Annotated in this window: 26 protein-coding genes; 5 read left to right on the top strand and 21 right to left on the bottom strand. The window is 37.0% G+C overall.

Annotated elements, in window-relative coordinates; all coding sequences use genetic code 11:
- Positions 1-132: 132 nt before the first annotated feature.
- The 13 genes from WAK64_RS09470 to WAK64_RS09410 all read right to left on the bottom strand — a co-directional run bounded on the left by WAK64_RS09470 (position 133) and on the right by WAK64_RS09410 (position 12,200).
- Positions 133-624, bottom strand: coding sequence for a dihydrofolate reductase (locus tag WAK64_RS09470; protein WP_336586719.1), 492 nt, complete (start codon positions 622-624; stop codon positions 133-135).
- Positions 621-1,415 (bottom strand): thymidylate synthase, encoded by a 795-nt coding sequence (locus tag WAK64_RS09465; protein WP_336586718.1) that lies wholly within the window; start codon positions 1,413-1,415, stop codon positions 621-623. Before WAK64_RS09465 ends, WAK64_RS09470 begins: the two co-directional genes overlap by 4 nt.
- Positions 1,416-1,427: 12 nt before the next feature.
- Entirely contained in the window at positions 1,428-2,129 is a 702-nt protein-coding gene (locus tag WAK64_RS09460; RefSeq protein ID WP_336586717.1) for an anthrax toxin lethal factor-related metalloendopeptidase, read from the bottom strand.
- A gap of 95 nt (positions 2,130-2,224) precedes the next feature.
- On the bottom strand, positions 2,225-2,806 hold the full coding sequence (locus WAK64_RS09455; protein ID WP_336586716.1) for a YpjP family protein: 582 nt from the start codon (positions 2,804-2,806) through the stop codon (positions 2,225-2,227).
- Positions 2,807-3,049: 243 nt separating this feature from the next.
- On the bottom strand, positions 3,050-3,823 hold the full coding sequence (locus WAK64_RS09450) for a class I SAM-dependent methyltransferase (protein ID WP_336586715.1): 774 nt from the start codon (positions 3,821-3,823) through the stop codon (positions 3,050-3,052).
- Between the two features lie 52 nt (positions 3,824-3,875).
- A complete protein-coding gene (locus WAK64_RS09445) occupies positions 3,876-4,310 on the bottom strand; it encodes a BrxA/BrxB family bacilliredoxin (protein ID WP_336586714.1) in 435 nt (144 codons plus the stop codon).
- Positions 4,311-4,330: 20 nt separating this feature from the next.
- On the bottom strand, positions 4,331-5,446 hold the full coding sequence (locus WAK64_RS09440) for a conserved virulence factor C family protein (RefSeq protein WP_336586789.1): 1,116 nt from the start codon (positions 5,444-5,446) through the stop codon (positions 4,331-4,333).
- A gap of 75 nt (positions 5,447-5,521) precedes the next feature.
- On the bottom strand, positions 5,522-7,405 hold the full coding sequence (locus WAK64_RS09435; protein ID WP_336586713.1) for an ABC-F family ATP-binding cassette domain-containing protein: 1,884 nt from the start codon (positions 7,403-7,405) through the stop codon (positions 5,522-5,524).
- On the bottom strand, positions 7,402-8,037 hold the full coding sequence (locus tag WAK64_RS09430; protein ID WP_336586712.1) for an HD domain-containing protein: 636 nt from the start codon (positions 8,035-8,037) through the stop codon (positions 7,402-7,404). Before WAK64_RS09430 ends, WAK64_RS09435 begins: the two co-directional genes overlap by 4 nt.
- A 79-nt stretch (positions 8,038-8,116) precedes the next feature.
- A complete protein-coding gene (locus tag WAK64_RS09425; protein WP_336586711.1) occupies positions 8,117-8,950 on the bottom strand; it encodes a DegV family protein in 834 nt (277 codons plus the stop codon).
- Positions 8,951-9,002: 52 nt separating this feature from the next.
- Complete coding sequence (locus WAK64_RS09420) at positions 9,003-9,494, bottom strand: hypothetical protein (RefSeq protein ID WP_419465920.1); 492 nt, start codon at positions 9,492-9,494, stop codon at positions 9,003-9,005.
- Positions 9,495-11,180, bottom strand: coding sequence for a formate--tetrahydrofolate ligase (locus WAK64_RS09415; protein WP_336586710.1), 1,686 nt, complete (start codon positions 11,178-11,180; stop codon positions 9,495-9,497).
- A 456-nt stretch (positions 11,181-11,636) separates the two neighbouring features.
- A complete protein-coding gene (locus WAK64_RS09410) occupies positions 11,637-12,200 on the bottom strand; it encodes a YfiT family bacillithiol transferase (protein WP_336586709.1) in 564 nt (187 codons plus the stop codon).
- A gap of 205 nt (positions 12,201-12,405) precedes the next feature.
- On the opposite strand from WAK64_RS09410, the gene WAK64_RS09405 reads away from it, so the two are divergent.
- Positions 12,406-12,654, top strand: coding sequence for a hypothetical protein (locus WAK64_RS09405; protein WP_336586708.1), 249 nt, complete (start codon positions 12,406-12,408; stop codon positions 12,652-12,654).
- A gap of 221 nt (positions 12,655-12,875) precedes the next feature.
- Here the strand turns inward: WAK64_RS09405 and WAK64_RS09400 are convergent, their stop codons facing one another.
- Both WAK64_RS09400 and WAK64_RS09395 read right to left on the bottom strand, forming a co-directional pair.
- Positions 12,876-13,571: an AIM24 family protein gene (locus WAK64_RS09400; RefSeq protein WP_336586707.1), complete on the bottom strand. Its 696-nt coding sequence runs from the start codon at positions 13,569-13,571 to the stop codon at positions 12,876-12,878.
- Positions 13,571-14,200, bottom strand: a complete 630-nt coding sequence (locus WAK64_RS09395; RefSeq protein ID WP_336586787.1) for a class I SAM-dependent methyltransferase — start codon at positions 14,198-14,200, stop codon at positions 13,571-13,573. Before WAK64_RS09395 ends, WAK64_RS09400 begins: the two co-directional genes overlap by 1 nt.
- A gap of 152 nt (positions 14,201-14,352) precedes the next feature.
- Between WAK64_RS09395 and WAK64_RS09390 the strand changes: the two genes are divergently transcribed.
- A complete protein-coding gene (locus tag WAK64_RS09390; protein ID WP_336586706.1) occupies positions 14,353-14,571 on the top strand; it encodes a DUF3892 domain-containing protein in 219 nt (72 codons plus the stop codon).
- 103 nt (positions 14,572-14,674) lie between these two features.
- Here the strand turns inward: WAK64_RS09390 and WAK64_RS09385 are convergent, their stop codons facing one another.
- Both WAK64_RS09385 and mntR read right to left on the bottom strand, forming a co-directional pair.
- The gene (locus tag WAK64_RS09385) at positions 14,675-15,934 is read right to left on the bottom strand and encodes an aminopeptidase (protein WP_336586705.1); all 1,260 of its coding nucleotides are present in this window, start codon (positions 15,932-15,934) and stop codon (positions 14,675-14,677) included.
- An 89-nt stretch (positions 15,935-16,023) separates the two neighbouring features.
- Positions 16,024-16,452, bottom strand: coding sequence for a transcriptional regulator MntR (mntR, locus tag WAK64_RS09380; RefSeq protein WP_336586704.1), 429 nt, complete (start codon positions 16,450-16,452; stop codon positions 16,024-16,026).
- 497 nt (positions 16,453-16,949) lie between these two features.
- Between mntR and cspD the strand changes: the two genes are divergently transcribed.
- Complete coding sequence (cspD, locus tag WAK64_RS09375) at positions 16,950-17,150, top strand: cold-shock protein CspD (protein WP_336586703.1); 201 nt, start codon at positions 16,950-16,952, stop codon at positions 17,148-17,150.
- Between the two features lie 43 nt (positions 17,151-17,193).
- Here cspD and WAK64_RS09370 read toward each other — a convergent pair whose 3' ends face one another.
- Positions 17,194-17,385 (bottom strand): zinc-finger domain-containing protein, encoded by a 192-nt coding sequence (locus WAK64_RS09370; RefSeq protein WP_336586702.1) that lies wholly within the window; start codon positions 17,383-17,385, stop codon positions 17,194-17,196.
- Positions 17,386-17,405: 20 nt separating this feature from the next.
- Positions 17,406-18,062, bottom strand: coding sequence for a reverse transcriptase-like protein (locus WAK64_RS09365; protein ID WP_336586701.1), 657 nt, complete (start codon positions 18,060-18,062; stop codon positions 17,406-17,408).
- Positions 18,063-18,436: 374 nt separating this feature from the next.
- Between WAK64_RS09365 and WAK64_RS09360 the strand changes: the two genes are divergently transcribed.
- Both WAK64_RS09360 and WAK64_RS09355 read left to right on the top strand, forming a co-directional pair.
- Positions 18,437-18,859: an RNase H family protein gene (locus tag WAK64_RS09360; RefSeq protein WP_336586700.1), complete on the top strand. Its 423-nt coding sequence runs from the start codon at positions 18,437-18,439 to the stop codon at positions 18,857-18,859.
- Positions 18,838-19,752, top strand: coding sequence for a DMT family transporter (locus WAK64_RS09355; RefSeq protein WP_336586786.1), 915 nt, complete (start codon positions 18,838-18,840; stop codon positions 19,750-19,752). The genes WAK64_RS09360 and WAK64_RS09355 overlap by 22 nt, the downstream gene beginning before the upstream one ends.
- Positions 19,753-19,773: 21 nt before the next feature.
- On the opposite strand, the gene WAK64_RS09350 is transcribed toward WAK64_RS09355, so the two are convergent.
- Both WAK64_RS09350 and WAK64_RS09345 read right to left on the bottom strand, forming a co-directional pair.
- The gene (locus WAK64_RS09350; protein ID WP_336586699.1) at positions 19,774-20,052 is read right to left on the bottom strand and encodes a DUF6123 family protein; all 279 of its coding nucleotides are present in this window, start codon (positions 20,050-20,052) and stop codon (positions 19,774-19,776) included.
- A gap of 36 nt (positions 20,053-20,088) precedes the next feature.
- Complete coding sequence (locus WAK64_RS09345) at positions 20,089-20,571, bottom strand: divergent PAP2 family protein (protein WP_336586698.1); 483 nt, start codon at positions 20,569-20,571, stop codon at positions 20,089-20,091.
- Positions 20,572-20,874: the final 303 nt, after the last annotated feature.

The following is a 20,874-nucleotide window of genomic DNA, read 5'->3' as shown; positions in this document are numbered from 1 at the left end:
AGGCATATCATTATGACTGTACTTATTTCCAATCTACTCACTTCAATGGTGGGCCATTAAAGTGAATTTATATCGAAAAAGGATTGTTAAGGTAAAAAGAACTTCCAATTGGAAGTTCTTTTTCGGTTTAGCTTATTTCTCAATTCTTTCATAAATAAGAAAGGTGTGAGGGTATTTGTTCTTTTCATTTACTGTTCCTTCTATAGAGGATTTCACGGTCCATTGAGACCAATCCCATTCAGGGAAATAAGTGTCGCCTTCAAAAGTTTTATGTATTTCCGTCACATATAACTTTGAAACATAGTCTTGTAGCATGACAAAAATCTCAGCTCCACCAATAACGAAAACCTCACTCGTCTGTTCATTTGCGTAATCTATAACCGCTTGTATTGAATGAAAAACCTTAACTCCATCCACTTGGAAATCATTTTTTCTCGTTAATACGATATTATCTCTTCCAGGTAATGGTCTGCCCAAAGAATCATAGGTTTTTCTCCCCATGACAATGGGAGAACCTAATGTTGTCTTTTTAAAGTTAGCCAAATCATTAGGTAAGTGCCATGGCATCGCATTTTGGTTTCCAATCAATCGTTGTTCATCCATTGCCCATATATATGAAATCATACACTTACCACTCCCTTAATATGTGGATGCGGGTCATAACCTGTTAACGTGAAATCTTCAAACGTAAAGGAGAAAATATCTTTCACATCTGGATTTATCTTCATCTTCGGTAATGGCCTTGTGTCGCGAGTAAGTTGTAATTTCACTTGTTCAAGGTGGTTTTCGTATATGTGAACATCTCCAAAGGTATGCACAAACTCACCTGGTTCTAAATCACACACTTGAGCAACCATCATTGTTAATAAGGCATAGGAAGCTATATTAAACGGCACACCTAAAAATACATCCGCGGAACGTTGGTAAAGTTGGCACGAGAGCTTGCCCTCTTGAACGTAAAATTGGAATAAACAATGGCAAGGTGGCAAGGCCATTTTATCCATATCTCCCACATTCCATGCTGATACGATTAACCTTCTTGAGTTTGGGTTTTGTTTAATTGTCTGAATAAGCGTCGATATTTGATCAATTGTGTCCCCGTTCCGGTCTGTCCAAGAGCGCCATTGATGCCCATAAACCGGCCCTAGGTTGCCCTCCTCATCTGCCCACTCATTCCATATTCTGACCCCATTTTCATTCAAATATTGCACATTTGTATCCCCATTTAAAAACCATAATAATTCATGAATGATTGATTTCAAATGTAATTTTTTCGTCGTTAATAATGGGAAGCCTTCTTGAAGGTCAAAACGCATTTGATAACCAAATGTACTGATCGTTCCTGTACCTGTTCGGTCGCCTTTCCTCTTTCCCTTTTCTAAGACCGTTTCACATAATGCATGGTATTGTTTCAATATAGACACTCCTTAATACAATTGTTCAAGCTGTAGAAAAAACGCATGAGTTTTTGGTGCTCTTTCATAGAGCGTTTTATTTGTTGATGAATTTAAATAAAACATAGCGAAGGATTCTGCAAAAAATTCTTCTTTATAATGAAGGAAATATTCGCGATTATGAAACAGGAGCCCACTCTCTTTCTCCATAAGCTCCTGCAAGGTTATCTCCACTAATAAGTCATCAAGTAAATAACGGTGAATAGAATGAGCTAGCTCATGCAACTCTAAATTAACAGACCCATGTCCCTGGCCAGGATTACTGTGACCAATCTTAACTAACACTAATTTAGAACCACCGATTCCTGGAACCTCATCCCATGTAATATTACTTTTATATCCCCTTGGAATAACTCCTTTTAAATGGGCAGCCGAAGGAAAGTCCGTTAAGCTTTCTTGAAATAGCCTGACTTGAATCTCTTCCTTGCGGATGCTTTCTAATAGATTTATAGGTAATGCACTGAGTCTATTAATCATTCTCATTACTTCTTCTTCCTCAAACTTCTCCTCAGGTAATAGAACAATATCATTTAAAACAGAGGATTGTTTTGGGATTTGTGAAGCAAGCGCACTATTTCCTAACGGAATGCCAGCAGGACCTTCTGTATTTATATTCTGAAATAGTAAAAATACGATTAATGCCATAATGACGACGTATTGTAAATACTTTTTCATTCTTTCACCTACTGTTCATGTTGAATAATATTCTATAGTTGCTTTTCCTATTATATCATAAAAAAAAGCCTTAATTGGCTTCTTTTTGTCTTTCATTATGAAAGGGTAGACCAGTTCGGAGGTGTGTTCTTCTCCCAATATATATCACCAAGTTGATGGTGTGCTTGGTACCCATCATGATAAGTATGGTAGTGGAAATTAAAATAATAACCATCAAGAGGAGGATGATCTCTTCTTACATGAAATCTAATCAGATCTTCGTTTGTATCACGGTTATAAATATGAAATAGCTTTTCACTTTTGACATTCATCGGAACTTCTGAAACCGTTAATTGTGATAGATCTTCTCCTGGATAGGTAGATAATACCTCATTTATGGATTGTTGGATTTTCGGTAAGATAATTTGTTGAAACTCTCCATCTATTTTCGGTCCAATTTTATCTCCAAATTTACCGTAGGATGTTTTTTCACCTTCACTTAATAAGAGGGAAAAAATCTCTTCCCTAGTAGCTACTTTATTTTCAACTTCTGTATTCGAGTCGTAAACCGATTTTAACTTACGATCACTATCATCAATCTTTTGATTTTCACTTACGTACAATTGAGATGGTGTTACGAGTCCAAAAGTTAAGATAGAGATAACGATGAAAAATAACTTTTTAATCCAATTAGACATAAATCTCTCTCCTTCAATGACTTGTAATCTATTATATATGTTAGACGATTTGTAAGCAAAAAAAGTTTCCAAAATCTGAAGATAGGGTAAACTATAGATTGAGGTCTGTTTAAAAAGGGGGGTTGTTTGATGGAATTTGATACATTAATTAGCATTGGTTACTTACTCTTATTAGCATACTTAACTTCTTTATCGTTAACAGATTAAGATGAGGGACAGCGCTTTTTTAGTTAGAAGCGCTGTTTATATTTGAATATACCCAAAATGGAATTTCGAACTTTTACGAACATTCACCGAAAAGCCTAGTTCTGAAAAACTTTCTGAGCGAAAATGATTTTTTAAGATAACTCGCTTTCTCGCTATTCTTTTGGCTTCAATCATCGTTTCTTGTGTAATTTTTTGATGTAAAGCAAGCGACCGTAGCGATTGAATTCCGTCTGAAGAAAGAATTGCTTCATCAAACATAGGGTCAAAATACACGATATCAACACTTCGATCTGGTAATTCTACTAATTTATCCATATAATTCTCTTGAATGACGTCTATCCTTCTCATTGCAAGATTCATTTCATGAAGGGCACTACTCCAGTTTGCTAACCCTTGTTTTACAATAAAAGCTATATACTCGTTTCCCTCTACTCCAATGACCTTCCCCTTCTCTCCAGCAGCATAGCTTAACACAATGCTATCGGAAGCAAGTCCAAGCGTACAGTCCAGAATTGTATCTCCTTGTTCAACTTGCGCCACCTGTAATAGAGGATCAACTTCACCTTTTAGTATTCGTTTCATACGTAAGGAAGCGGAGTTAGGATGAAAGAAAAAAGGCCGTTTCTCTCCCTTAATGTGTAGTTCTATTCTTGTATTATGAACGACAAGGCAAGATGATTGATGGTAGGCCTGCATAACATTTAAGGATTGTTTCTTCCTAGGTACAAATGGAGCGTGAAACCTTTCGGATAATGCCTGAGCAAAAGTGACAGCCATTGCATCGGCACGAGCGGATGTTGTAATAAACATATTTTCACCTTTCAATGGATTCTTATAAAAAAAGGCGCTAAAAGCGCCTTTCTTAGCAATGCTGGTCAAAAGCACTAGATAAATTTCTGATGATTTCTTCTAACGAATGACCTTCTATATCTTCACGTGGAATAAAGTGAACCACATCTTTTCCTTTCATTAATGCCATTGAAGGAGAAGAAGGCTCTAAACCTGAGAAATACTCCCTCATTTTTGCTGTTGCTAGTTTATCTTGTCCTGCAAAAACGGTTGCTACTCGATTCGGAGCTTTTTCAGCAGATAAGATAGACTGAGTTGCGGCAGGACGTGCAAGTCCAGCTGCACAGCCACAAACGGAGTTAACGACAATGAGTGCAGTGTCTTCATTCTCATTCATAAACTCTTCCACAGCCTCTTCCGTAATTAATTCCTTAAATCCAGCGTTTGAGAGCTCCTCTCTCATCGGTTTTACCATTTGCTTCATATATTCCTCATAAGCATTCGTCATGTTTATTTACTCCCTTATTTTTATTTCTTTCTCGCATCTGTCATTTGTTTCCACACAGAACCTTTAGCTTCTTCGCCTTCTTCTATACGTTCAATCGCCATTTTAATTTGCATTTCGACTTCAAACTCTGAATCACCTTCAGCTTTTCTTAAGGCTGGTAAAGCAGACTCATCACCGACCTCATACAAAAACATGGCAGCACGCCATCTCACTAGCTTGCTAGCATCCTCAAGTGCGAGGCACATAGCTGGAGTAGCTTCATTAAACCCTAAATCAGACAAACAGTCACCAGCCGTTCGTCTGACCGTAACGGTTTTATCTTGAAGTGCTAAATACAATAATGGCAATACTTTACGATCTTCTATCATTCCTAAATAAACAACCGCTAACCGTCTAATTGAAGGTTTCTCATCTTTTAATGCTACCTCCAATAAAGGCAAATCAGATAATGAAATAGACTTTAATTGTTCTAGTATACGATAGCGTTCGCGCCAATCATCAACTGAAAAATCATCCAACGACACAGCCTTTTCTTCTCCATCGATTCGTTGGTCTATAGGGGTAACATTCAGCAAAGCTTCCAGTCGTTCATTTGGATAGGCTGCCTCTAACTCTTCAATGATTTGCTCTCCAATTTGATCAAAATCACCATATCTAATTCCGCTATCCTTCCATTTCCGTTCAAGTACTACATTCTCACCTAATTCTTGTGCTTTCTCAATGGCTTTAAGGAAACGAGCACCTAAACTGTAGCGTTTTTCTTGCTCGCCATCTGTTAATTTGACTTGCATTGGAATACTTTTGAAAAATTGAATAGCTACTTGTACCTCACCATAATGGTCCTGAAGGCTTGTATTTTCATTTCCTTCAGTGCTTGCACTTTCCCCAAACACACTACGAACCTCGTTAAGAATTCCCTGCCAATTAAATTTCGCATTTCGTTCAATGGCAAGAAAATCAGCAACGTGATAAACGCCTTTTACCCCTTCAATTTGCAAAAGATTTTGTATGAGTTGTGGAGCACCTTCAGTATCTTCTTTTTTGTAATTCGCCCGTGTACCTGATGGGAGTTCCTCATTTAAAATAATCTTCATTGTATTTGGACTAGGTGTTGGTTCGATTGATTTTATTTTCATCATTCCTACCCTCCACTTCTTCATTTTTTATCCATTCATCTTACCATAAATTAAGAGGTAGAATAACCAATATGCTTATGAAGATGAAAGTTCTGAAAGGTAGGTCCATCGTTCAATTAAATGCTCTAGCTGAGCATTTAATTCTTCAAGCTCCTTCATAATGGATTGAGCTAGTTCAAAATCACTTCCTACCTGTTCCATTTTTTGTTCTGCTTCTTCAATCATTATTTCGGTTTCTTCAATCTTTTCTTCGATGGTTTCCCATTCCATTTTTTCTTTATAGGTCATTTTTTTTGATTGGGTTGAAGGAGCATTTCTTTCTGCACTCTTTTGTTTTAATTGTACACTACTTTCTTTTGGAGCATTTTCGTATTTAACATAGTCTGAGTATATGCCATAATACATTCCTAACTTTCCTTCACCTTGGAAGACAAGCAGTTGCGTTGCCACTTTATCTAAGAAGTAGCGATCATGTGAAACCGTGATGACAACCCCAGGAAATTCTTCCAAGTAGGCTTCTAAAACCGTTAGCGTTTGCGTATCTAAGTCATTCGTTGGTTCATCTAGGAGTAGAACATTTGGATTTTGCATCAATAGCTTTAACAAGAACAAGCGCCTTTTCTCTCCACCTGATAATTTTCTTAACGGAGTACCATGAGTTGACATTGGGAAAAGGAAACGCTCTAACATGGCAGACACGGAAATATGCTCACCCGTTTTTAGTGTCACTACCTCCGCTTCCTCACGAATGTAATCAATCATTCGTAAATTTGGAGGCATCTCTTCACTTTGTTGAGTATAATAAGCCATTTTCACTGTTTGTCCTATTTCAACTTCTCCTGAATCAATTGGTTCGAGTCCAGCAAGAATATTTAAAAAGGTGGATTTTCCCGTTCCATTTTTTCCAACAATCCCAATTCGGTCCTGGGGTTTAAACAAATAATTTATCGAGGTCAAAATTTCTTTTCCGTCAAATTTCTTTGACACATTTTTCAATTCAATGACCTTTTTCCCTAAACGGCTTCCTTTAATGTTTATTTCAAGGTCCGTCTCTGATTGATAGGAAGCTAACGTAGCGTCCAATTGTTCAAATCGCCCAATCCTTGCTTTTTGTTTCGTCGTTCTTGCTTTAGCTCCTCGGCGCATCCATTCTAATTCATTACGGAATAGGTTTTTTTGTTTTTCTCTCGTAGCTTGTTCATTTTCTTCACGAATACTTTTCGCTTCAATAAAATCTTGGTAGTTCCCTTTGTAGGCATACAATGAGGCTTTATCTAATTCAAATATTTGATTTGAAACAGCGTCTAAGAAATATCGATCATGAGTAACAAATAAAACGGAACCTGAATATTTAGCTAAATATTCTTGTAACCATTCAATGCTTTCATAATCTAAATGGTTTGTTGGTTCATCAAGTATTAACAGGTCAGGCATTTCAACCAAAACTTGAGCAAGTGCTACCCTCTTTTGCTGCCCTCCGGATAACTCTCCCACCTTTTGATCAAAGAATGTAATACCAAGCTTTGTCAAGATCGTTTTTACCGTTGCATTCGCTTCCCAAGCTTGATGAAGGTCCATTTCTTTTTGGAGAGTAAAGAGCCTTTCCTGCTTTTCTTCATTTGTCGGATCTTTCTCTAATGCCCTTAAAGACTCTTCATATTTTTTCATTAACTTCACGATCTTCGCATCACTCTCAAAAACTTGCTCTAAAACTGTCAGTTCAGGATTTAAATGCGGATCTTGATCTAGGTACGCAATGGTATACTCTTTGGGCGTAGATATCATTCCTTGATCGAGTAAGTCGATACTAGCTACTAATTTTAAAAGACTAGATTTGCCCGTCCCATTAATACCAATTAAACCTATTCTTTGCTTCTCAGCAATCGAAAAGGAAATATTTCGAAACAACATCTTTTCCCCGTAAGACTTCGTAAGCCCTTCTGCCATTAATACTTTCATTTTGTACCCTTCCATTCTTCATAAAATCTATGTATATATTGTTGCATAAATAGGGTTCGTTCTTCCGCAATCCGTTTTCCTGTCTTCGTTGTCATTAAATCTTTAAGCTTGAATAATTTTTCATAGAAGTGATGAACACTAGATGTTTTATCATTACGATATTCTTCTTCCGACATTTCTTCTCTTACCTTTACTTTAGGGTCAAAAATCGCCTGGCCTTTGCTTCCACCATAAGCAAACACTCTCGCGATGCCAATGGCTCCTATCGCATCAAGACGGTCTGCATCTCGAACAATTTCCCCTTCAATCGAATGAAGTTTCTTCTCATTTCCGCCGTTATATGAGATATTCATAACAATTTCTTTTATATGTTTTTTGTCTTCATCCAATAACGGCACTTTAGTTAGTGCTTGTTCAAGCCACTTTGCTCCAGTTGCTTCATTTACAAGTTTTTTATCCGCTACGTCATGTAATAATGCGGCATATTCAACTATATCCGGATTTCCTATTTGTTCCTCATTTACTATTTTTAACGCTAGTGTTCTTACACGGTCAATATGGTACCAATCATGACCAGAGAAATCATTCTTTAGAAGTTCCCTTACGAATTGTTCAACGTCCTCTTTACTCATTCTCTATCCACCTTAATTTCAAGACTATTCCCATTATCATATAGTTGAAAAATTATCGAGTCAATGAATTTCCATTAACTCAACCCTCTTTATACCAGCTTATCCCAATAAGCTCTTCACCAGCATGAACAGAAAGGACGGTACCTATTGGGCAAGTAAGAAAACTGACTTCCGGAAACCTTTCTGTTAATGCTTCCCTCCATTTCCTTGCCTCTGTTTCATTTTTCCCATGAAAAATCCAAGCATGCTGGATGGTTGCTTCCTCCAATGCTTTCTGTAGGAAGGACGTCATTTGCTTTAAGCCTCTTGCCTTACTTCTTACTCGATTTTTCACGATAATTTCCCCAGCCTCAATGGACAAAACCGGCTTAATGTTTAGCATACTACCTAAAAAAAATGTGAGTCCTTTTATTCTACCACTCTTATGGAGTTGCCCCAGATTCCCTACCATGACATAGGCTTCATTATGAGGAATTCTAGCTTCTAATCGCTCTTTAATGGTTTCTACTGATGCCCCTTTTTCTTGCAGTTTTTTTCCATATAAAATCAAATCTAATAGCGGATAAGATAAAACGTTTGAATCTATAATTGTGATGGGGATGTTAACAAAAGAAGATGCTTGTACTGCTGTATAATAAGTACCACTTAATTTAGAGGAAAGATGGATTGAGATAATATGATCATAATGCTGTTCACATTCTCGGTAAACATCAACAAAAGCCCCGATAGAAGGCTGCGATGTTTTAATTTCCATATTATCTTGTTTTATCAATTCATAAATTTTTTCCTGACCTATATCAATTCCATCATAGTAGGTCTCACCATTTACATTAATAGAAATAGGGACAATATAAATATCATCCAATTGTTTAATTTGATGTACAGAACTATCTGTTACCCAAGCTACTCTCAAAAAATCCCTCCTTTCTTTCATTATATTTGAAAAAAAGGAGGTTATGAATAGCCTAAATGAGCATTTCTAGCGATTGAATACTTTTTTCTGATAACGCAATTAAATCATCTACCTGATCTTCTAAAATCGGGCGGTTAAATACATGTTTATAAAAAAGCTTCTTTCCTGATTCAGATGACCTATACTCGATCTTTTCGAACAGTCGATTGCCCCAACATCGTTTAAGAATCCTTTCTAATTTAGCGCCAAGTTCGGTCTTTTCATCGATTCGATAGGTTAGCTTCAGATTGGCACCTGATTGCTGATTAGATAGCATGAGCAACTCAGATGATAGCATTGACAAAGTAGAGGATAATGTTAGCTCTACATTGACTCCTTTCACATGAGAAAGTTGAAAGGTAATCCGATACTCTCTCGACATTCTCGCTAAATCCACTAAATCTTGTCGATTGATCACAGCAATACTTCCTTCTAAATCAGCTTCATACAGCGCACCTTCGAGCACTACTTTTACATTATCAAAGGCGGTTGGATCAAACATCAATTAAAATAACCCTAACGCTTTTCCATCTGATGCTACATCCATGTTATAGGCTGCAGGTTCTTTCGGTAATCCTGGCATCGTCATGACATCTCCTGTTAAGGCAATCAGAAAACCCGCACCAATTCTAGGGACTATATCTCGAATGTGCAGGGTAAATGAATGAGGTCTACCTAATTGCTTTGGATCATCTGATAATGAATATTGTGTTTTTGCCATACAAATTGGATACTGACCCCAACCGTTTTTATTGACTACCTCTAAACTTTTTTGAGCTTTTAAAGAAAATTCTACAGAAGAAGCTCCATATACTTTTTTCGCAATTTGTTCGATTTTTTCTTCAACGGATTGGGTAACATCATATAAAGGGGTCACTTCTTTTGTTTGTTCCATTTCTGCTAAAATTACTTCTGCCAACTGTTCGCCACCGGCTCCCCCTTTTTCCCACACTTCTGTCAAGGCAAACGGAATACCTTGAGACGAACACCAGCTTTCAAGCCATTCAATTTCTTCATTACTATCTGTAGCAAAACGATTGATGGCCACAACGAAAGGCACATTAAATTGGCGCATTGTGTCAATATGCTTTTCAAGGTTCGTGATTCCTTCTTTTAAAGCCCTTAAATCCGTTTTTTTCAATTGATCTTTTGCTAAACCACCATGCATTTTTAATGCACGGATCGTAGCAACAATCACGACAGCACTAGGATTTAATTCAGTTACTGGACTTTTAATATGAAAGAATTTTTCTGCACCTAAATCGGCGCCAAAGCCTGCCTCTGTTACAACAATATCTCCCAATTTTGCAGCAGCTTTCGTTGCCATCACGGAATTACAACCGTGGGCAATATTGGCGAATGGACCACCATGAACGAGTGCAGGAGTATGCTCAAGTGTTTGTACTAAGTTTGGTTTAAATGCGTCTTTTAATAATAATGTCAAGGCGCCGGCCACTCCTAAATCCTTTACTGTTACTGGCTTCCTATCATATGTATAGCCGAAGACAATGGCACTTAATCTTGTTTTTAGATCTTCTAAATCCTTCGCTAAACATAGTACAGCCATAATCTCTGAAGCAACAGAAATATCAAACCCATCTTCACGTGGTACACCTTGAACAGGACCACCTAACCCGATGACTACGTTACGAAGGGCGCGGTCATTCATATCTAACGTGCGCTTCCATAAAACTCTTCTAGGATCAATATTCAGTAAATTCCCTTGGTGGATATGGTTATCAATCAATGCAGCCAGCGCATTGTTTGCTGCTGTTATCGCATGAATATCCCCCGTAAAGTGAAGATTAATATCCTCCATCGGCAATACTTGTGCATAACCTCCACCTGTAGCTCCACCCTTCACGCCCATAACAGGACCTAAAGAAGGCTCTCTCATTGCGATAACTGTTTTTCTTCCTAATCTAGTTAAAGCGTCCCCTAATCCAACCGTAACAGTAGACTTCCCTTCTCCGGCAGGGGTAGGATTGATGGCAGTCACAAGAATGACTTTTCCATCCTTCTGTTTTTGTAATTGTAATAAAGTATCATAAGATAACTTAGCTTTATACTTTCCATAAAGTTCTACATCCTCTTCAGACAACCCTAGTTGTTCAGCTATATGAACAATTGGCTTCATTTTAGCCTGTTGAGCAATATCAATATCAGATGGAACCTTCGTTTTAATGGTCATTTTCATCCCTCCTAGAAGTCTCCCTCTTATTATACTACTATTTCCTACTTTCATTTTATTCATGATTTCATGTTGGCGAAAAATTTTTCGTTTCGCTTAAGAAAGACTCTTTTGCCAAAAATTGTAACGCCCATCATTTCCTTTAAAAGACCGGTTTAGCCTCTTATACAGTATTGTAGGGGGGCATGCGTCTTCTCCCCCAAAAATACCTTAAACACTAACTTTTTATAAAGCAAACCGCTCGTATCAGAAATTACATTTAATCAGCCCGTTTACTTCTTGCGTTATTCTGATGCATAGTATTAGTTTTGAAAAACGCTTCATTAAAAATATGTGACACTAATAAAAAGAAGCCTTTTTGAAAAAAGTTTAATCAAAATGGCTTCTTTTCTTATAGTTCTATAGGCAATGTTCCTACTTCTTACGCGAACTGATATCTATAAATTATTTTCTCATTTATTCATTTTTCCAGCCTAATCGTTCAATAAGTGATTCAATTTGAGCAATGTGATGACGACTGTGCCAAGTAAACCTTTCAATTGCAACCTCTAAGCTCATTACCCCATGAGAAGGACTAATAAACGTCTTATCAAACTCTTTAACAGATAGCGAACGAAGTAAGTAGACAAATCGACTATGCAGCAAATCCAAGAGATTTAATGTAGGTTCAATAGAAATTCGATAATCATTTCCGTCTGCCCATAGGTCTTCTCGATAGGAACTTGCCGTTGGTGTATCCTCCGTTAATGCTCTCTTAAAACGAATATAGGCATTCATATCATTGTCTACCATATGGTGAATAATCTGTTGAATCGTCCAACCACCAGGTCGATATGGCGTTGATAATTGTTCTGACGATAAATGCTGCACTTTGAAACGAAGTGATTTAACTATTTGTGAAATTTCTTCGATCCACTCATTTCGTTGTTCTGCAGTTGGATGATGTGTTGGAGTAAATTTCCCAATTGGAAAACGTATATGTTCCATTTTTTCACCTACTAATCGTTGACCATTTATCAAGTATTGTCACTCCCATTCAATTATAGTACTAGCAATCCTATTGAGGATTATGTAAGAACCGGATAAGTCCTATGCTATTTCAATCCTGATACAATCCCATTATGTGAATCTTCCTCATTCCTCATGCCCACCATATAGGAACCTTTTCATTTCACTTTCATACACTATTAGGAATTATTTTCTTTATAGATGAGGAGGTAGAAGGGTGGAAAAGAAAAACAACAAATGGATGGTCTACAGTGAGTCAAATGGAGCAGGCATCGCATTAGGGCTTTTTTCTTTAGGACTCGCTCTTATTATCATAACTGCCATGATACTCTTTGAAGTATTCTTGAGTATTCTTTCTATCGTTATCTTAATAATTAGTTTTATATTGATTGCTATTGTTGTATTTTTACTTTGGAAGTTAGTGAAAGGAAAGAAATTCATTCACCGTAAAAAGCACAGTGATTAGCCTGCGACAACTCTCCTCATCCCTTCTTCTTGTATTTTTTAGATATAAAATTCAGGAGAGCGAAGAATGTAAATAATCTAATCTTTACATTATGAGTAGGTTCAGTTACGTATAGAACTTCAGTTCCTTTCATGAAAAGACGGGCTTCTGTTTAGAACAAGAAGCCCGTGTAAGAGGTTATAATTCCCCGTTAACAACCTTTTTAAGGAGACTAGAGTAAACTATTGTTGTTCTGCTGCGTAAAATTCTTCATAAGGCTGAACGACTACAAAGCCTGACCCTTCAAACTTCATTTGAATAGACTCGCCACTTCCTCTACCAAAGAACGTCTTTAAAGAGACATCTGTCACGAATTCGGGTTGTAAGTTTCCAGACCACGCAACCGTTGCATTAGGGTCAGTATAAACTGGACTGCCGGGTTCTACAAGTAGAGTCAGTGGTTCGTAATGAGAGGTAACAGCAACCATGCCACTTCCTTCAATTCGTACATTAAATAACCCACCTGCTAGCATTCCAGCCACTTTCTTCATCAATTTAATGTCCCAATCTAAATTGGATTCAAAAGCTAATAGGTCATTCCCATTTACATAAATGGATTCCCCTTCTAAATTAATGATTGATATTTTTTTCCCTTGATCGGCTAAATATAATTTCCCATTTCCAGAGGCCTTCATTAACGAGGTTCCTTCTCCTGTTAACGCCTTTTTAAAAAACTTGCCGATTCCATGCTCTAATATTCCTTCTCGAACGAACTTAATATCTCCACGGTAGGATATCATTCCACCAGCTTTTGCCCAAATATCCCCATCTAAGTTAATTTCTAAAATACGTTCTGTTTCTAATTCAAATAAACCTTGCCCTTTATCCTCTTGTTTCGTTTTTTGAATGAACTCTTGAACTGAGTATCGATTATCCATCACTGTTCTCCCTTTTTCAATAATATTAATGTCATAAATGTTAATGCCTCTTTAAGCTCTTCAGGCATTGTGGACCTCCTGACTATTTGAGGAACACTTTCTTTCCATACCCATTCTTCTCCAATAACCTTAAACCCTTCTTCTTCCGCTAATTGCTTACATTCCCATGGCATCATTGTATTACAAATAAATGGTTCTCCCCTTAGACGAGGAAAGCTATTGGTGCGAGGGTGGGCTGTTGGACCTAAAATTCCTAATAAAACGGTACCTCCAGGCTTTAACACTGATTTTATCTCGCGTAAAGAATGAAGGGGGTCTTTCGTCCATTCCAATGAATTAATGGCCATTGCAGCATCAAACTGCTCCGTTTTAAATGGTAGCGATGCTAAATCCCCCTGAAGAAAGGAAAGATCCTTTTTTTCATTTTTTTTTGCAATGGAGACCATTTTTTCAGATAAATCCATTCCAACAACTTTGTATCCCAACTCATGCAATAAAAAGGAACCATACCCATCTCCACATCCTAAATCCACTACGGAGGACTTAAAAGGAGTATGTTTCGCAAAGAACGGGATAATCTGTTTTCTGCTTCCTTTTTCCCACATCATTCTTGTTCGGTTATGCCACATTTCAGCTGAATCATTCCATTTAGATTGTGCATTTTCATGCCACTGATTATCCACAAACTCCACCTACTTTTACAAAAATTTCACTATTTTATAAGTATATCAAAGTAGACTTGACCATACTGATAAAAAAGAATGAAAGGAAGACATTTATAATGGAATATTTACAAAAAGTCCAACGATCCCACGATGGAACAATTTTGAACTTTCAAACATCAACTGGAAGAATCATTTCCTATCGAAAGGCCGTTCAAGAGGTAAAGGATGGTTGTATTGCTGGCGTCATGTTAAATGAAGCCAATCATGAATATGAACAATTAAGCGCAGAAGTAAACGGGGATACACTCTTTCAAGAATACCCGGACATATTTTAGAAAGAATTCTTACTATATCATGCCCAGTTTTTATGGCATATTCCGTACTTCTTGCTCGATTAAAAGGCAGAAATTATTAGGAGTTTCTGCCTTCTTACCACTATTATTCATTCGTAGCAACTGCGTTTATATCGATCGCCCAATTGCCTTTATGAAAAATTGTTTCCATCGTCCCATCCTGCTTTACACCCTCAATGCTTAATTCTCCATTTCCGATCATAAAATCAACATGAGTGATACTTTCATTAAAGCCCATTGCTTCTAGTTGTGCTTTTGTTTTATTCTTTCCATCTTTTACACACATCGTAAGAGCATTTCCTAACGCTAAGTGACAAGATGCATTTTCATCAAATAGAGTATTATTAAAAATAATATTTGTATTTGAAATAGGGGAATCATGGGGCACAAGAGCTACTTCTCCTAAATACCTAGACCCTTCGTCCATTTCAATTAACTGCTTTAACGTGTCATATCCTTCTGATGCCGTAAAGTCTACTACCTGACCCTCTTTAAACGTTAACGTAAAATCTTTAATTAAATTGCCACTATAGTTTAGAGGTTTAGAGCTACTCACCACTCCATTAACACCCGTTTTAACTGGAATCGTAAACACTTCTTCTGTTGGTAAGTTTGGAATAAAAGAAACCCCTTTATCATTTTCAAACTCAGCGCACATCCAAAAGCTTTCAGAATCAAGCTCTATTGTTAAGTCAGTACCCGACCCTGTATAATGTAGTTTCGAAAAATTTTGATTATTCAAGTAATCAGCGTACTTCGATAAATTATCGATATGTTGTTTCCACAATTGTACCGGTTGTTCCTGATCTGCCCTTGTCGTGTAAAAGATTTGTTCCCACAGTAAAGATACGGCTTTTTCATCGTCCACATCAGGAAATACTGTTTTTGCCCATTCGACAGAAGGGATAGCTGCAATTAACCAACTGATTTTACCGGATGTTATGTATTCAAGATAGTCTTTATTTGCAAGGTCTTGTGCTTTCATTGCCGTTGCAACCCGGCTTGGTTCTACATCATTTAATAGTTTCGGATTAGGCGAGGCAATATTTAAAAACGCCACATTTTCCTCCGCCATCTCGACAAAGCCGCGAGCTTTCCATAATGGGAAATCTTTCAATCCTTCTTCTGGAGCCATCTCTAATGTCATCTTACTTGCAAGTTCGTCATTATAATCAATCGTCACTCTTTTTGCTCCTGCACTATAGGCCTTTTCCATAAGCATTCTGGCGAAAGTCGCTGCAGATATTGGAGCCGAAATGAAAAGCTTTTGACCCTCCTGTAAATTTATTCCTACTCGAATAAGTAAATCTGCATACTCTTCTAATTTCTTTTCAAACTTTGTCAACTATATTCCCCCTCATAAAACATAAAATCCTATTAAACACAAGGGCAGGAACCCCTCTAAAAACGAAGAAAAACCCGCTACATTAGCGGTTATTCTTCGTTTTTATCATTTTGCTGTTGAATAAATTTTAATGCATTTATGCGCTCTGAATCTTCTTCTAAAAATTGAACAATATCACCAATTCGATCAATTGAATCCCAACTTAAATGATGCTCAATTCCTTCAACATCTTCATAAATATTTTCCTCTTTCACTCCGATAAGCCGTAAAAATTGCTCTAACAGATCATGTCGATAAACTAATCGTTTTCCAACCTTCCGCCCCTTTGGCGTTAAAATAAGGCCACGATATCTCTCGTAGATCAGGTAATCGTCCTTATCTAATTTTTGCACCATCTTCGTTACAGAGGAGGGGTGAACGGAAAGTGATTCCGCAATGTCCGAGACGCGAGCATAGCCTTTATTCTCAATTAAAAGATATATTTGCTCAATATAGTCTTCCATACTTGGCGTTGGCATGCTAATCCCTCCCTATTCTTTTTCTAACGTATCATAAAAATTTTACTATACGTTTAAAGATTAAACAAGGATTCTTAAATTAAACTGTATCGGTAGCTAAGTTCAAAAAACTTTTGTTATTATCCCTGTTTTGCAATCAAACCATGTTGTGGTGCTAATACAAGGACAACGCAATAACCACACCAGTCATTCCTGCCAATTGAAACTTCTGCATAAAACCGCTCGTATGGTGTTTTTTGCCTTTGACTATTGTTAAAGTTATTCGCTGATGCAAACTTTAAAACCTAAAATAATTTTGTCAACGATTCAATATTGTTTTGCACTATAAATTTAAATCTTTCAAAAATATGAATGCGCTTTCTTGACTGTATCTCCTGTAATCATGTATATTTATAGTAATCAAAAGGTTGTTTACGATGTAAGATAAATTACGCCCTTTTGAAAAATTTTCTTCGTGAGCAATTACTGCTCTACATAATTTAGGAGGATTAAGTACGATGCAAAATGGGAAAGTAAAATGGTTTAATAACGAAAAAGGATTCGGATTTATTGAAGTAGAAGGTGGAGATGACGTATTTGTTCACTTCTCATCCATCGAAGGTGACGGTTATAAGTCTCTAGAAGAAGGTCAAGAGGTTTCTTTTGAGATTGTAGAAGGCGCTCGTGGCCCTCAAGCTTCTAATGTAGTTAAATTATAATTACATAAAACAACATATAGGTTGAGGGTGAATGCTTTTATATTCACCCTCTTTCCCTGTTCGTTAGTTCTGCTCCTAATTCTTTTAACTTCTCTCCAACAGTACATTGTTGAATACAAAATTGATGAGCCGCATTTTTCCCATTTTCTTTCCGAAAATGATGTTTCAACCAGCACCCTTCACAGTAGCATTCTGTCAGCTGGTCGATTTTTGAAAAGACTAATTTCCGATTCATTTCTACAATCACTTCCTTAACTACGGTTGCTGTATATGACTAAGTATATTTTTTCCTCTTAGTGCTTGAGATGCTAGTTGGTGAGCTTCCTTGTTTTGTTTCCTAGGAAGAAGTTCAAATTTAGGCTGTATGGATAATGCCTCTATTTTCTCCTCAATTCGATCCAACCAACGAATGAGCGTATTTTCATAGCATGGCCATTCTCCTAACAGCTGCATTATGACCCCTTGTGCATCACCTTTAATCACACATACTTCATGTTTTACACCAATTTCCTCTAAGACCTTTAACCCTTCAAATAGAGCGGCATACTCCGCTTCATTATTATGCTCTATCCCTTCGAACGGCACATTCTTTCTAAAACGATAAGCTTTGGCTGCTTTTTCATAATATACTACTACACCAATCCCAGCTAAGCTAGTTTCTCGATCATACCCTCCATCGAAATAGAGTGTAACATTTTCTGGCTCTGTTTCTAATTGCTGATTTAGTTTGACGTATTCCTTTTTTGACCATTCTGTACCAAGCTCATCCTGCACTTTCATATTTTTCACACGACCTAATTTGTGCAGTTCTTCCATAAGAGGTAGGACATCACGCCTAGACATCCATTCTGATTCAAAACTAGTTCCCTCTCCTCCATTTACTTTGTAAGTAAAAGAGATTTTCATTTTCATGTTGCCCTCTCCCTACTATAAAATTAATTGAGTTTAACCCTGGTTGACGATATAATGTACAAGGCGTTTGACAATTCATTTTGAAAAGACAATGTAATCATACTAAACGCTATAATTAATTCATAAATGTAGGATAAAACGATTGTACTGTTCGAATTAGATTTAAACGAAACAATAGTCTTCTTTTCCTCCGTCTAATAGCTAGGAGCATGGTGAAAATGTAAAATAGTCCTATTTGACCTATATTTTTTGTCTTTTTTTCAATATTAATTCCTTAACCTTGAAGAAAAATCACTTTCATCCTCTTCTCTAGAGACTCTTCTTAGAAGTTATTTTCATACGAATAAAAACTAAGTCAACTTTAGGAGGGCGTCATGGTAGAAGTATACATTGATGGTGCTAGTGCGGGAAACCCAGGGCCTAGTGGTGCTGGCATTCATATAAAACATCACGGTAAAGCCGAAAGCTATTCTATTCCATTAGGAATAAAAAATAATCATGAAGCAGAATTCCTTGCTTTTTTATTCGCATTAAAAAAATGTGAAGAATATCAATTCACCATTGTATCCGTTCGTACTGATTCCCAAGCATTAGTCTCAGCAGTTGAAAAAGGCTTCGTAAAGCGAGATCAGTATAAAAAAATATATGATAAAATCGAGCAAATATTAAGACAACACGAATTATATTTTATTAAATGGATTCCTGGAAGTGAAAACCATATTGCGGATGCACTAGCTAGAAAAGCAATCCATTTAAATGAAGGGAGCCAATCAGAATCGTCAGCAGAAAGCGAATAGCGAACAATGCATTACTATTTGTGGCATTTGTATGGGGGAGTACTTTTGTAATCGTCCAAAAGGCGATTGCTTTTCTCCCTCCTTTTTCTTTTAATTTCATACGTTTTTTCTTGGCAAGCTTAATCTTGTTTAGTTTTTATTTCATTCATCGAAGAACGAAACCGATTCCGTATTCAGTCATTGCCCCTGGTATTTTACTTGGTTTTTTTCTATTTATCGGTTACGCGACTCAAACATTAGGCTTATTATACACTACACCCGCTAGAGCAGGGTTTATTACTGGATTAAGCGTGGTCATTGTACCATTTCTTGCACTTGCCTTTTCAAAGCAAAGACCAAGTATATTTGCGATAACTGGTGCAATCTTAGCTGCTTTCGGCCTGTACCTTCTTTCATCTATTTCATCACAAGCGATTAATGTCGGTGACCTTCTCGTTTTAGGTTGTGCAGTTGCTTTTGCCGTTCATATTTTTGTAACAGAAAAATATGCTGCTTCCTACTCTGCACTTTTATTAGCAGCCATCCAACTTTTAAGTGTTAGTTTTTTCTCTTTAGTAGGCGTATTTTTGTTTGAAGATATCACCTTTATGACCAACGTTGAATTATACCTTCACCCTACCGTAGTTGTAGGACTTTTGGTTACGATATTATTTGCCACAGCTGCTGCATTTCTGATTCAAACTTGGGCACAGCAATTTACTTCATCAACAAGAGTAGCCGTTATATTTGCGATGGAACCCGTTTTTGCCGCTCTTACCTCCTTTATTCTAATTAACGAGAAGTTAACAATCCAGCAAGTGATTGGCTGCTTGCTTATCTTTATTGGGATGATCATTGTAGAATTGAAACTAAGCAAACTGAAGCCTAAACAACAAAAAAATATTCCTTCATAAGATCAGGCTATTGGCCCGATCTTATGTCAGAATACCTTTCTGTTCAACATAGCGTAATGCTTGATATCGGTTTTTCACTTGGTCATGTTGAAAGGCTTCTAGTAAGGAGATATAAAAACTTCCATCAAACCGTTGCTTCACTTTTAAGGTCACTTCAATTGCAGCGTTCACTAATTCATCTGAAGCACCTGTCAATTTCTTTCCAAAGAAAATAAAGCCAACTGCTTCCTCGGAAAGTATAAAACCCTTATCTTCTAAATGCATTAAATACTCTTCAACTGTCCTCTTCCTCTTTGCCAACTCTTATCACCTTATCCGACTTTATTCTCTTTTATTTTACATAAACCTTCTCTTGTTTCCTATATTTTTTTCTGCTATATAGCTCATCGTCCCTATCAGAACACCTATTAGTGCACCCCCTATCACTTCAGAAGGTTGATGACCGAGCATATCTTTTAATTTCATTTGAGTTTGGTTTTCATACAAAATCGGTTCATGTTCATGAGCCTTTCGCACCAATTCATCTAAACTATTCACCTTTAGTGTTAACTCTCCCGTTTGTCTTCTAATCCCTTGAGCGTCATACATGACAATGAGCCCAAAAATGAGCGAAAGAGCAAAATCAATCGTTGAGATTCCTCGTCTTAAGGCAATAAAAGTCGTTAACGAAGAGACTCCAGCTGAGTGAGAACTTGGCATGCCACCTGTTTGAAAAAAAAGCTTCGGTTTCCATATTTTAGTTCGAAAAAAGTATAATGGAATTTTCAAGGCTTGAGCGAATGCAATACTAAAAAGAGCGGTTACAACTGCTTTATTCAATTATTCCACCTCCAGGATTAGTGTCTCCTTCTACTGTTATGAAATGCATCTGTTTAGTGCATATTAAGGGTGGAGGTGATCATGTGAGTAAAGGAAATAATAAAAACCGGGGCAAAATAGATCAGGGTGTCAACCCAACAGGGAACAGCCCTGACATTAAATCAACATTGGAAAATCGGGCAAGAAAGAAGAACACAAAATAGCTTCTGTATTTCCTTCTAATATAACTAATAATTAATCAAAACAGTCTTTCTGACCAAAAACACGATAGGGTCCAAAACCTATCTTTACTCATTCAGGAGC

The sequence above is a fragment of the Bacillus spongiae genome (assembly GCF_037120725.1).
Taxonomy (GTDB): Bacteria; Bacillota; Bacilli; order Bacillales; family Bacillaceae_K; genus Bacillus_CI; species Bacillus_CI spongiae.
The sequence above is the reverse complement of the archived record's forward strand: the minus strand, read 5'-3'. Positions and strand labels throughout refer to the sequence as shown.